The organism is Kribbella sp. NPDC005582, assembly GCF_040605415.1.
In the GTDB taxonomy this organism is placed as follows: domain Bacteria; phylum Actinomycetota; class Actinomycetes; order Propionibacteriales; family Kribbellaceae; genus Kribbella.
The window spans coordinates 283,362-295,388 of record NZ_JBEXCU010000003.1; the positions used below are offsets into that span (position 1 = coordinate 283,362).

General features: G+C 68.8%; 11 protein-coding genes. 4 read left to right on the forward strand and 7 right to left on the reverse strand.

Annotated features, from left to right (window positions below):
* The first annotated feature begins 2 nt into the window (after positions 1–2).
* Complete coding sequence (locus ABZS29_RS19195; RefSeq protein WP_355463591.1) at positions 3–2,279, forward strand: penicillin-binding protein; 2,277 nt, start codon at positions 3–5, stop codon at positions 2,277–2,279.
* Positions 2,280–2,578: 299 nt separating this feature from the next.
* On the opposite strand, the gene ABZS29_RS19200 is transcribed toward ABZS29_RS19195, so the two are convergent.
* The 6 genes from ABZS29_RS19200 to ABZS29_RS19225 form a co-directional block, all read right to left on the reverse strand.
* Positions 2,579–2,914, reverse strand: a complete 336-nt coding sequence (locus ABZS29_RS19200) for a hypothetical protein (protein ID WP_355463592.1) — start codon at positions 2,912–2,914, stop codon at positions 2,579–2,581.
* 42 nt (positions 2,915–2,956) lie between these two features.
* Positions 2,957–3,700: an SDR family oxidoreductase gene (locus ABZS29_RS19205; protein WP_355463593.1), complete on the reverse strand. Its 744-nt coding sequence runs from the start codon at positions 3,698–3,700 to the stop codon at positions 2,957–2,959.
* 48 nt (positions 3,701–3,748) lie between these two features.
* A complete protein-coding gene (locus tag ABZS29_RS19210) occupies positions 3,749–4,552 on the reverse strand; it encodes a helix-turn-helix transcriptional regulator (RefSeq protein ID WP_355463594.1) in 804 nt (267 codons plus the stop codon).
* Positions 4,553–4,581: 29 nt separating this feature from the next.
* Positions 4,582–4,806: a translation initiation factor IF-1 gene (infA, locus tag ABZS29_RS19215; RefSeq protein WP_355463595.1), complete on the reverse strand. Its 225-nt coding sequence runs from the start codon at positions 4,804–4,806 to the stop codon at positions 4,582–4,584.
* The gene (locus ABZS29_RS19220) at positions 4,799–5,506 is read right to left on the reverse strand and encodes a GNAT family N-acetyltransferase (protein ID WP_355463596.1); all 708 of its coding nucleotides are present in this window, start codon (positions 5,504–5,506) and stop codon (positions 4,799–4,801) included. The genes infA and ABZS29_RS19220 overlap by 8 nt, the downstream gene beginning before the upstream one ends.
* 212 nt (positions 5,507–5,718) lie before the next feature.
* On the reverse strand, positions 5,719–6,504 hold the full coding sequence (locus tag ABZS29_RS19225) for a TIGR03619 family F420-dependent LLM class oxidoreductase (RefSeq protein WP_355463597.1): 786 nt from the start codon (positions 6,502–6,504) through the stop codon (positions 5,719–5,721).
* A 66-nt stretch (positions 6,505–6,570) separates the two neighbouring features.
* On the opposite strand from ABZS29_RS19225, the gene ABZS29_RS19230 reads away from it, so the two are divergent.
* A complete protein-coding gene (locus ABZS29_RS19230) occupies positions 6,571–9,984 on the forward strand; it encodes an error-prone DNA polymerase (protein ID WP_355463598.1) in 3,414 nt (1,137 codons plus the stop codon).
* On the opposite strand, the gene ABZS29_RS19235 is transcribed toward ABZS29_RS19230, so the two are convergent.
* Complete coding sequence (locus ABZS29_RS19235) at positions 9,985–10,851, reverse strand: hypothetical protein (RefSeq protein ID WP_355463599.1); 867 nt, start codon at positions 10,849–10,851, stop codon at positions 9,985–9,987.
* A 75-nt stretch (positions 10,852–10,926) separates the two neighbouring features.
* On the opposite strand from ABZS29_RS19235, the gene ABZS29_RS19240 reads away from it, so the two are divergent.
* Together ABZS29_RS19240 and ABZS29_RS19245 are read left to right on the forward strand one after the other, a co-directional pair.
* Positions 10,927–11,517 (forward strand): DapH/DapD/GlmU-related protein, encoded by a 591-nt coding sequence (locus tag ABZS29_RS19240; protein ID WP_355463600.1) that lies wholly within the window; start codon positions 10,927–10,929, stop codon positions 11,515–11,517.
* Between the two features lie 42 nt (positions 11,518–11,559).
* Positions 11,560–11,970 carry a hypothetical protein gene (locus ABZS29_RS19245; protein WP_355463601.1) on the forward strand — a complete coding sequence of 137 codons (411 nt, stop codon included), beginning with the start codon at positions 11,560–11,562 and terminating at the stop codon, positions 11,968–11,970.
* The last annotated feature ends 57 nt before the right edge of the window (positions 11,971–12,027 follow it).

Below are 12,027 nucleotides of genomic sequence, written 5' to 3' on the forward strand. Positions count from 1 at the left end.
CCATGCGCGGCGGGGAAGGCGCTCCAAACAAGGCACGTGCGTTGATCACGTTCATCGGGGTCAGCGTGCTGTCCGGCGCGCTCGCCGCGGGACTGGCGATACCGCTGGCCGGCTTCGCCGGGATCAGCAGCGAGCAGGTCGTGAAGACCGTTCAGGACCTGCCGCGCGAGCTCGAGGTGGAGCCGGTCGCCGTCCGCAGCCGGATGCTGGCCGCGGACGGTTCGGTGATCGCGACGCTGTTCGAGCAGAACCGGGTGCCGGTCCGGCTGGACCAGATCGCACCGATCATGAAGACCGCGATCATCGCGATCGAGGACTCCCGGTTCTACGAGCACGGCGCGCTGGACCCGAAGGGCACCGTGCGCGCGATGATCCGCAACCACGGCAGCGGTGAGGTCCAGCAGGGCGGATCGAGCATCACCCAGCAGTACGTGAAGCTGAGTCTGATCGAGAAGGCCCGGACGGCCGCCGAGCGGGCCAAGGCCACCGAGGTCTCGTACGAGCGCAAGATCACCGAGCTGCGGTACGCGATCGCGCTCGAGGGCCAGCTGAGCAAGAACGAGATCCTCGAGCGGTACCTGAATCTGGTCAACTTCGGCGACGGGACGTACGGCGTACAGGTTGCTGCGCAGCACTACTTCCGGACGACCGCGGACAAGCTCACGCTGCCGCAGGCCGCGCTGCTGGCCGGCCTGGTGAAGAACCCGACCGGCTACGACCCGACCAACAACCTGGCCCGGTCCAAGGCACGCCGTGACGTGGTGATCCGGCGGATGCTCGAGCTCAAGGTGATCTCGGTGCACCAGGCCAACCTCGCCCTGCGCGCGCCGGTCATCGACCCCGCCAAGGTGAACCCGGTCCCGAACGGCTGCGCGAGCTCGCGGTACCCGTTCTACTGCGAGTACGCCGTCGCCAAGCTGCTCGCGAATCCCGCCCTCGGGCCGACCGAGAAGGCGCGCGAGCACAACCTGAAGACCGGCGGCCTGACCATCCGGACCAGCCTCGACCCGCGGGCACAGGCCGCGGCCCAGGCCTCGATCGACGCGCACGCCCGCTCCACCGACACCGCGGTCGCGGCGATCACGATCGTCGAACCGGGGACCGGGCTGGTGAAGGCGATGGTGCAGAGCAAGCCCTACGGCAACGGCCGCAACCACACCAACTACAACTACAACGTCGAGAAGTCGTACGCCGGCGGGTACGGCGGGTTCCAGAACGGCTCGACGATGAAGGCGTTCACGATCGCCGCCGCGATCCAGGCCGGCGTACCGCTGGACTACCGGATCAACTCGCCGAAGCAGATCGACCTGAGCAACAAGAAGTTCCGCACCTGCACCGGCTTCACGCGGGACCCCGACTACACCCCGCAGAACTCGACCCGCAGCGGCAACCTGACCATGGTCGAAGCGGCCCGCTACTCGACCAACACCTACTTCCTGCAGCTGTCACAGCGGGTGGGTCTGTGCCCGATCGCTCAGGTCGCACGCCGGCTCGGCATGTACAACGCGCAGACGCTGCAGCCGCTCGACCAGGTCATCTCGATGACACTGGGCGTCGGCTATGTGACCCCGCTGCAGATGGCGAACGCCTACGCGACCTTCGCGGCCCGCGGCAAGTACTGCCGCCCGCTGGTCGTCACCTCGGTCCGGGACAAGGCCAACCGCCCGATCAGCACCCCGAAGGTCCAATGCAACCAAGCCCTCAAGGCCGGCGTGGCCGACGGGGTGAACAAGGTGCTCAGCGCGGTGATGCAGCCGGGCGGTACCGGCGGCAGGCTGAAGTTCGGCAACTGGGACCTGGCCGGCAAGACCGGAACCATCCAGGAAAACAAGGCGGTCTGGTTCGCCGGCTACGCCCCGAACCTGGCTGCCGCCGCGGTCGTCGCCGACGCCAACCTGCCCTACACCAACCTCATGTACGGCCACACACTGGACGGCCGCGACATCTCCGACCCGACCGGCTCCGGCACCGCCGGACCGCTCTGGAAGACCGCGATGCAAGGCGCCCTCAAGGGCATGCCGGTCCGCCGCTTCGTCCAGCCGTCCCAAAAGATCGTCAACGGCGACCGCACGGGCCTCCCCGACGTCACCGGCCTCGACCGCGCCGAAGCCACCAAACTGATCCGCAAAGCCGGCTTCGACGTCACCATCGCCAACAAACTCGTCGACTCCCCGGTCCCGCCCGGCAAAGTCGCCTACACCGACCCCCGCTCCGCCTCCGGCGCCACCAAGGGCTCCCTGGTCACCATCTACCTCTCCAAGGGCCCGTCAGTTCCATAGGGTTTGGGGTTGTTAACCCACCCGTGCAGGCCGCACGTGGAGCGGCCCCATTGCCCGCCCGGCCCGGCTTGTGGCACAGGCGTGTGCCGCCCGCTGAGCTTGTCTCCGGCGCGTCAGACCGCTGACTGCGCTAATCGGTAATAAATGGTCATATAGCGCCCAAAAGTTTCCGATCAACGCAGTCGCGCCCGTCAAAGCCCGACGACCCCAACCAACGGGCACCTGGCCGCCACCGCATCTTCGTTGCCGCCATGCCTGATCTGATAGCTGGCATCGTCGAGATGCTGCGAGACGCAAGCTCACAATGGCCGGAGGTCTGAGCCGGGGATCCAGGTAACTCGGCCGTTGGCGTCGCAGAAGCGGCCTAGCCATTCGCCGTTGTGGCGGATCCAGACGTCCAGTTCGCCTGGGTCCCAGCGGGCCCGCTGCACTGGTTGCGCCGGCTCGAGCCGGCGGACGGCCTCGGCGGGGCGGGGGCCGTGGGTGTCGTACTGGACCTCCAGGTCGGAGGCCACTTGGTGGGCCTCCGCCTCGCTTCGCAAACCACTCGCACGCCACCCGTTGACCGCGCCGTCCCAGACACCGAACCCTTCGGATCCGTCGTCTGCAGGGCGCACCGTGAACCGACCAAGCATATTTTCAGATTACGCCAGATCGAACAGATGTTCTAGTTTTGCTCAGATGTCGAAGCCTCCGGAGACTTCGATCGACTGGGCGTTGATCCATCGGTTGTCGTCGGAGAGTAAGTTCGCGATCACGCTGCCGACCTCTTCGGGTTCGCCGACGCGGCCTAGTGCGGTGCGGGCGGCGAGGTGGGCCTCGAAGTCGTCGGTGAGGCCGCCGCCGAGGTCGGTGCGGATCGGGCCGGGGGCGATCGAGTTGGCGCGGATGCGGCGGTTGCCGAGTTCCAGAGCCAGGTAGCGGGTCAGCACCTCCAGGCCGCCCTTGAAGCTCGCGTACGGCGCGACGCCGGCGGTGGCCACGCGGGTGGTGGCGCTGGCCAGGTTCACGATGTGGCCGCCGTCGGCGATCAGTGGCAGCAGGGTTTGGGTGAGGAAGAACGGGCCCTTGAGGTGCACGCGGAAGAGGTCGTCGAACTGCTCCTCGGTGACGGTGGCGATGGGACTGTAGAGGCCGTAGCCGGCGTTGTTGACCAGGTAGTCGAAGGTGTCCCGGCCCCAGGTCTCCTGCACTGTGTGGCGGACCGTTTCGGCGAAGGCCGGGAAGGTGGTGGTGTCGGTGACGTCGAGCTTTAGGGCGACCGCCGTACCGCCCTCGGCTTCGATCTTGCCGACGACGTCCGCGGCCGCGGCCGGGTTGGTGTTGTAGGTGACGATGACGCCCAGGCCGCGCCGGGCGCAGGCGAGTGCGGTGGCGGCGCCGATCCCGCGGCTGCCGCCGGTGATGATCACGATGTTCATGACGCTCAGTCAACGGTTCCGCCGGTGACCGGAGAAGGCCGGATCTTCCTAGGAGCGCTGCACCCAGGATGCGAGGACGTCGGCGCTGCGTGAACCGCTCGCCGCCGTCGCGATCGTCAGCTGCTGACCCGGCGCGCTGCGGACGTCGAAGGTCTGATAGCTCAGTTCGAGCAGCCCGGCCTCCGGATGGTGGATCGTCTTCCGGGTGACCGAGAGGCCGGCGACGCGCCGGTCGTCCCACAGGCTCCGGAACGACGCGCTCTCGCCGTACAGGCGCGCGACCAGGCTCGGCACCTCAGGATGGACCGGCGAGAAGCCGGTCGACAGCCGTAGCGCGCTGACCGATGCCCGCGCGACCTCGTCCCAGTTCCCGTAGAACCTGGCTGCGAAGGGATCCAGGAACAGCGCAGCCAGCACGTTCTCTTCCCGCCCTTGCAGTGGCGTGATGAGCTGGGCGGCGGCCGGGTTGGCGATGAGCACCCGGAACGCCGGATTCGTCACGTAGGCGGCCGCATGCCCGAACGCTGTCATCGTTTGAAGTAGCTCGGGTGCGATCACCTCGGCCGGCTGATCGACCGTCGGCGACAGGCGGGCCAGCCGGAACAGATGCGCCCGCGCGTCCGCTCCCAGCTGGAGAGCCCGGCAGAGCGAGTCGACGACCTGCGCGGACGGTGTACGCTCCCGGCCCTGCTCCAGCCGCGTGTAGTAATCCGCGCTCACGCCGGACAGCACCGCGACCTCCTCGCGTCGCAGCCCGGTCACGCGCCGCCCGGTGGATGTCGCGAGACCGGCTTGCTGTGGTGCGAGCCGTGCGCGGTGGGCGCGCAGGAACTCACCGAGAAGATTGGCCATCCCTGCGGATCCTACGCGCCCGGCCGAGGTCAGTTGCGGTAGCGGAAGGTGATGCGGCCTCGGGTGAGGTCGTAGGGGCTGAGTTCTACCAGGACGCGGTCCTCGGGGAGGATCTTGATGTAGTTCTTGCGGATCTTGCCGCTGATGTGGGCCAGGACCTGGTGGCCGTTGGTGAGCTCGACCCGGAAGTTGGCGTTGCGGAGGCACTCGACGACGGTGCCGTCGAGTTCGATCGTGCCTGCTTTTCTAGGCATGGTGAATCAGCTCCAGGTTGCTGTTGGCGTGGCGAGCTCCGAAAGCGCTGAACAGCGCGAGGGCTGCCTCGTTGGTTTCGCTGACCTCGGCCGCGACGGTTTCGACGCCGGCGTGGTGCAGGTCGGACAGCACCTGACTGAGCAGTGCGCGGCCGATTCCCTGGTGTCGGTGATCGGCCAGGACTGCGATCACGCCGATCCGCGGTTGCCGCGTGTACGTCGCCAGTCGCAGAAGGCCGACGTACTGGCCGTGGTGCTTGGCGACGGTGTACTTCGATGGGTCGAGTGGTGTGCTTCCGCCTTGCCAGGGCAGGACTTCGGCGGGCATTGTTCGCCAGTCGATCTCGGCACGTAAGGCGCGATCCAACTCACGCAGCGGTGCCTCCTCGGCCGCCGTGATGACGACGCCGGGTGGGATCGGCGCAGTCGCCGGCCCAGTCGGTACGACGTACTCGCGCTCGCGACGCCAGGTCGTGAAACCGGCGCGTTCCCAGCCGGCCGCCAGTTCATGGTCGGTCTCGTCGACCACCGTGTACAGCGGTTCCGCCTGACCGGCCAGCATCGCGTTGGCGAGCCGGTCGAAGACGGTGTCGTCCCAGGTGTCGATGCTGAGGAAGGTCCGCCCGTCGAGCCGGCGGGACGCGTGGCCGCGACCGACGACCAGGTCGTTCTCCACCGCATGCCACTGATTCGTGGCCACACGGGAGATTGTCAAAGGGTCCATAGGTGTTTCCTTTCGGGAGTGCCGAACTTCTCGGGGCGCTCCCGGCGACACCTATGTCAATCGCCCGCCCGTGACCACGAGAGGGGGAGCACCCACTGCGAAACAGCGTTCATGGGTTCCCACCTCCAAGCGTGATGTCACGGACCACGGCACGGTACCAGCGCTGCCGCCGTACCGGCGACCGGTTTTCAGGCCGCGGTGAAGAGGGCGTGAAAGCGCGTCATCCGGTCCAGGGCTTCCTGCTCGTCGCCGAACGAGATCGCGATCGTCTCGGCGCCGGCCGCCGCGAGCTCGTGGGCGGCCTCGACGATCGGGCCTGGTTCGCCGCTGGACCAGTCGAGGCGGGTGCCGGCTTGTACAGGTCGGCCGGGGCTCAGCTCTCGCAGCCGCGCCAGGGCCGCAGCGAAGCCTGCTGCGTCGAGGTTGAAGCCCTGCCACTCGTCGCCGAAGCGGGCGGCCCGGCGGAGTGCGGGTGTCGTCGTGCCGCCGATCATGATCGGCAGGGGTGCGCGCGGCTTCGGCTCGAAGACACCGTCGCGGTCCTCGCCCGCGAACAGGCTCCGGATGATCGCGAGCGACTCGTCCGTCCGGCGGCCCCGGTCCTGGAAGGCCGAACCAACCGCTGCGAACTCGGTCGCCTCCCAGCCGGCGCCGACGCCGAGGACGAGGCGCTCGCCCGACAGTCGGTGCAGCGTGGCGGCCTGCTTGGCCACGACGTACGGGCTGCGCAGTGGCAGCACCAGCACCGAGGTGCCGAACCGGATCCTGGTCGTCCGCGCGGCCAGGTACCCGATCGTCACCAGCGGCTCGTACACGCCGCCGTACGTCGAACCGAAAGGCTCCGGCGGCAGCAGATGATCGGGCAACCACGCCGTGCCGTACCCGAGTTCCTCAGCGGCGACCGCCAGCTCGACCAGCCGTTCCGGACTCATCGCCGCCGACTCGTCCGGCAACACCACCTGAAGCTCCGTCACAGGACCGACTCTATCCGCGCTATCATTCGAACAGGTCTTCGAATCGGTTGGCAGATGGGCGGTGCGATGGGGTACAACAATCCGCCGGTGAAGTGGTCCGAGCTGGAGCGGAAGCTGTCGGACCGGTCGCGGCCGGGCAGCCATGGTGGGCGGCCGGCGACGGCGGACGGTGGGGACAGTCCGGCCTGGTCGCAGCATCGGGGGCCTTATGTGCCGGGGAGGGTGCAGCGGGGCGAGTCCTCGGTGGCCTATGCGGAGCTGCATGTGCACTCGAACTACTCGTTCCTGGACGGCGCTTCGCAGCCGGAGGAGCTGGTCGAGACCGCGGTCCGGCACGGTTTGCACGCGCTGGCGCTGACCGATCACGACGGGTTCTACGGGGCGGCGCGGTTCGCCGAGGCCGCGGCGGCGTACTCGTTGCCGACGGTGTTCGGGGCCGAGCTGTCACTCGGGCTGACCGGTCCGCAGAACGGGGTGGCAGACCCGGAGGGGAGTCATCTGCTGGTGCTTGCCGAAGGGCAAGAGGGGTATCACCGGCTGGCGGGTGAGATCACCGAGGGCCAGTTGAAGGGTGGCGAGAAGGGCAAGCCGGTCTACGACCTGGAGCGGCTGGGGGACAAGGGCAAGGACTGCTGGGTGATCCTGACCGGTTGCCGCAAGGGACTGGTGCAGCAAGGGCTGGCGCGCGGTGGACCTGAGGCGGCCGGGCGGGAGCTGGATCGGCTGACCCACCTGTTCGGCAAGGACCGGGTGGTGGTCGAGCTGACCGATCATCATCTGCCGGCCGACAGCACGCGGAATCGGATCCTGGCCGGCCTGGCCGCCGACCGCGGTCTACCGGTCGTTGCCACCAACAACGTTCACTACGCAGCCCCCGCGCAGCACAAGCTGGCCGCCGCGCTGGCCGCGGTCCGGGCCCGCCGCGACCTGGACGCGATGGACGGCTGGCTGCCGCCCAGCGGGATGGCGTTCCTGCGCACCGGCGAGGAGATGGCCTACCGCTTCCGCCGGTACGACGGCGCTGTCGCGCGATCGGTCACCCTCGCCGACCAACTCGCGTTCGACCTGGCCCGGGCGAAGCCGAAGTTACCGCTGCGCGACGTACCGGAGGGACACACCCCGGACACCTGGCTGGAGCACGTCACCATGGAGGGCGCCGCCCGGCGTTACGGGACCCGCGAGCAGCGGCCGGACGCCTACGACCGGCTGGAGCGCGAGCTGGCGGTGATCAAGGAGAAGGGCTTCCCGGGCTACTTCCTGATCGTGCACGACATCGTCAGCTTCGCCCACCGGGAGGGGATCCTCTGCCAGGGAAGGGGATCGGCGGCGAACTCGGCGGTCTGTTACGCGCTCGGCATCACCGCGGTGGACAGCATCCTCTACGACCTGCCGTTCGAGCGGTTCCTCGCCACCACGCGGGCCGAGGAGCCCGATATCGACGTCGACTTCGACTCCGACCGGCGCGAGGAGGTGATCCAGTACGTCTACGACAAGTACGGCCGGCACAACGCCGCCCAGGTGGCGAACGTGATCTCCTACCGGCCGAAGTCCGCCGTCCGGGATGTCGCCAAGGCACTGGGCTACTCGACCGGTCAGCAGGACGCCTGGTCCAAACAGGTGGACGGCTGGAGCCCGGAGATCACCTCGACCGAGCACGACATTCCCCCGCGGGTAGTGGCGATGGCGACCTCGCTGCTGAAGTTCCCGCGGCATCTGGGGATCCACTCCGGCGGCATGGTACTGACCGAGCGGCCGGTGGGTGAGGTGGTGCCGATCGAGCATGCCCGCAAGGAGAAACGCACCGTTCTGCAGTGGGACAAGGACGACTGCGCGTGGATGGGGCTGGTGAAGTTCGACCTGCTCGGTCTCGGCATGCTGGCCGCGCTGCAGTACTGCCTGGATCTGGTGCGCGACCAGCTGGGGGAGTCGTGGCAGCTGCACACGATCCCGCGCGAGGAGGCCGGGGTCTACGACCAGTTGTGTCACGCTGACTCGGTCGGGGTGTTCCAGGTCGAGTCGCGGGCGCAGATGGCGACGTTGCCGCGGCTGAAACCGCGCCGGTTCTACGACCTGGTCACCGAGATCGCGCTGATCCGGCCCGGCCCGATCCAGGGCGGCGCCGTGCATCCGTTCATCCGGCGCCGTACCGGTGAGGAGCCGATCAGCTACCTGCATCCGAAGCTGGAGCCGGTGCTGGCCCGGACCCTGGGTGTCCCGCTGTTCCAGGAGCAGCTGATGCAGATGGCGATGGCGGTCGGCGAGATCGACGGTGACGAGGCCGATCTGCTGCGCCGTGCGATGGGTTCCAAACGCGGGGTCGAGAAGATCTCGTCGCTCAAGGCCAAGCTGTACGACGGGATGGCGCGCAACGGGATCGCCGGTGACCTGGCCGACGAGATCTACGCCAAGATCGAAGCCTTCGCGAACTTCGGGTTCGCCGAGTCGCACTCGATCAGCTTCGCCCTGCTGGTCTACTCGAGCACCTGGCTGCGGTTGCACTATCCGGCCGCGTTCCTGGCCGCGCTGCTCCGGGCGCAGCCGATGGGGTTCTACTCGCCGCAGTCCCTGGTCGCCGACGCCCGCCGGCACGGGGTCGAGGTGCGGCGTCCGCATCTGCAGCGCTCGGGGGTCGAGGCCGGGCTGGAGTTGCTGGTCGACGGTCAGGAGCTGACCGGTCCGACCGGTTCGTGGAGCTGCCTGATGGATCCGCAACCGCCGGTCGGACCGTTCGACGGCTCGAAGCCGTTCGACTCTGTCGCGCATCGCCGCGACGGAGCTTTCGCCGTACGGCTCGGGTTGTCGGAGGTGCGGACGGTGGGGGAGAAGGGCGCGAAGCTGATCGTCGAGGAGCGCGAGCGCGGTGGCGACTACCGCGACATGGCCGACCTGGTCCGGCGTACCGGGATCACCGCCGCGCAGGTCGAGGCGCTCGCCACCGCCGGGGTGTTCGACTGCTTCGGACTGGATCGCCGGCAGGCGCTGTGGGAGGCCGGCCGCGCCGCCGAGGAGCGTCCGGACCGGCTCGCTGGTGTCTCCACCGCCGGCCCGCCGCCGACCCTGCCCGGGATGAGCGACATCGAGACCGACATGGCCGACCTGTGGTCCACCTCGATCACCGCCACCAGCCATCCGATGCAGCGCGTCCGCGACGAGCTCCGCGCCGCCGGCATCCTGTCGGCCGCTCAGCTCCGGAAGGTCCCGGACGGCACCCGGGTCCGCGTCGCCGGCGTGGTCACCCATCGCCAGCGCCCCGCCACCGCCTCCGGCGTCACCTTCATGAACCTGGAGGACGAGACCGGCATGGCCAACATCGTCATCACCAAGGGCTGCTGGCACCGCCACGCCGCCGTCGCCCGCAACGCCAACGCCCTCATCATCCGCGGCCGCGTCGAGCGCGCCGGCGAGGTCACCAACCTCTCCGCCGAATCCCTCGAGCGCCTCCCGCTCGCCACCCGGACGCCGTCCCGCGACTTTCGTTGATCAGCCGAGCGCGGTCTCGGCGCGTTCCTTGGTCAGGTCCGCGAGGGCTCGAATCACACCGAGCAGGGCGGCGACGAGCAACATTCCGACCCTGCTCGCCGTACCGGCCGAGGTTGCGATCTGTCCCTCGTAGAGCAGGGCCAGCACCGCCCAGGAGGCGGCCGAGCCACCGATGAATCCGGCGCTGATCGCCACCACGGTACGGCGCCTGCCGGTCAGCGTCGGGGCCTGGGGAGCGGTGCTCCTCGCTCGGCGTTTCCTGTTCTCCTGCCAGACCCGCCACTCCACCCAGGTCACCAGGCCGAAGGCGACAGCGCTCAGAGCGGCGACGGCGACCGACAGCAGAATTCCGTCCGGAGTCGCGAGCACGTGCAGTGCCACACCGGCCGGGAACGGGAGAAACAGCCAGCCCATCCAGAGTTGCCGCGCAAGCGGTGGGAGCCGGCCGTCCTGATCCCGCTGGTAGCGAGTGGGGTCGCGATCTCCGAGCGGGAACCTTGCTCGGAGGTAGAGCACGGCCGCCAGCGTCAAGCCGAAGCCGCCCACGCATAGCGCCAGGCCGGCCGCGTCGAGAGCAATGAACAAGCCGTCCACCACAGCGTCGCGCGCCGGCTGCGACCAGAAGAACAGGTCGTTCGGCACCTGGCTGTCCGGGTCCTGCATCTTGCGCGCCACGGCGGAGGTCGCATCGGCCAGGACACCGGAGATGAAGAACGCCAGGAAGAGGATTGCGTAGCACCAGCGCAGCCGGCGCAGGATCACTTGCCGGGGAATAGCCAGCTGCCGGGCACCGACCGCGCAGATCCCCGCCCACTCCACCAAGCCGATGGCGACAGGTGCGAAGACGACCCACAGGACCAACGCCATGAGCCGGATCCTAGGTGCGTCCGCGGCGGCTCGCCGGGCGGTGACCGGATGCTGCCACGACGTAGCCTGAGGCGCGTGGACGATCTTGCCGGGCAGGCGAAGCTCTGGGCGCAGAAGTGGCGGTGGTACGAGCGGAACTCGCTGCCGTGGAACCGGGCTCGCATCCATTGGGAGCTGATGCGGCGCGGGGCGTTCGCGCGCTGGCCGCTGCAGGGGAACGTGCTGGAGGCGCTGACCGACGGCCGGTTGGAGGTCGGGGAGCACGCGATGTTCGAGCCGAACGTGTGGATCACGGTCGGCGACGAGGCGAAGGTGCGGATCGGTGCGGGCACGATCCTGAACATCGCGGTGATGGTCGCCGCGCTCGAACTGGTCGAGATCGGCGCGCACTGCATGCTCGCCAACGGGTGCTTCGTGACGGACTCGAACCACCGCTTCGACGATCCGGAGCGGCCGGTGCCCTGGCAGGGGTTCGACTCCAAGGGGCCGACCCGGATCGGGGACAACGTCTGGCTCGGCGCGAACGTGGTCGTCACCAGCGGTGTGACCATCGGCGAGCGCTGCGTGGTCGGCGCGAACAGCGTCGTGACCCGCGACCTCCCGCCGTACTCGATCGCTGCGGGCGCGCCGGCGAAGGTTCTGCGCACCATCACCTACGCCGGCTAGCTGCAACGAAGCGGCTCCGGCCAGCGTCTAGGGTGGGAGGTGATGACGATGCGACAGTTCGGTACGGCGGCGGCGAGCGCCGCCCTGATGCTGGCTTTGGTTGCGTGTGGCAACGAATCTGGAGGTCCCGCGGTGAGTCCGTCCGACAGCAGTTCAACGCCCACGCCCGGCGGCGCGGCGCCGACCGGAACCCCGGGCGGTACGGCGGTGGAGCAGGCGACCGCCGACCTGGTCGCGAAGCTCGGCGTCCAGGCGACCGCGGTGAAGGTGGTCTCGGCCGAGGAGATCACCTGGTCCGACGGCAGCCTCGGCTGCCCGGAGCCCGGCATGCGGTACACGCAGGCCCTGGTCAACGGCATGCGGATCGTCCTCGAAGCCGACGGCAAGCGCTACGAGTACCACTCCGGCGGCGCCCGCCCGCCCTTCCTCTGCGAGAATCCGCAGGCCCGCTGACCCGCCGCATCGACTAGCGTTGACGCAGGATGCCGGGGGCGGCGTCGGGCCTGGGGA

What these genes read in the sequence shown, in the direction of transcription:
- ABZS29_RS19195 (WP_355463591.1), top strand. Translation starts at nt 3, where the DNA reads ATGCGCGGCGGGGAAGGCGCTCCAAACAAGGCACGTGCGTTGATCACG.
- ABZS29_RS19235 (WP_355463599.1), bottom strand. Translation starts at nt 10,851, where the DNA reads ATGGCGTTGGTCCTGTGGGTCGTCTTCGCACCTGTCGCCATCGGCTTG.
- ABZS29_RS19210 (WP_355463594.1), bottom strand. Translation starts at nt 4,552, where the DNA reads ATGGCCAATCTTCTCGGTGAGTTCCTGCGCGCCCACCGCGCACGGCTC.
- ABZS29_RS19230 (WP_355463598.1), top strand. Translation starts at nt 6,571, where the DNA reads ATGGGGTACAACAATCCGCCGGTGAAGTGGTCCGAGCTGGAGCGGAAG.
- ABZS29_RS19245 (WP_355463601.1), top strand. Translation starts at nt 11,560, where the DNA reads ATGACGATGCGACAGTTCGGTACGGCGGCGGCGAGCGCCGCCCTGATG.
- ABZS29_RS19200 (WP_355463592.1), bottom strand. Translation starts at nt 2,914, where the DNA reads ATGCTTGGTCGGTTCACGGTGCGCCCTGCAGACGACGGATCCGAAGGG.
- infA (WP_355463595.1), bottom strand. Translation starts at nt 4,806, where the DNA reads ATGCCTAGAAAAGCAGGCACGATCGAACTCGACGGCACCGTCGTCGAG.
- ABZS29_RS19205 (WP_355463593.1), bottom strand. Translation starts at nt 3,700, where the DNA reads ATGAACATCGTGATCATCACCGGCGGCAGCCGCGGGATCGGCGCCGCC.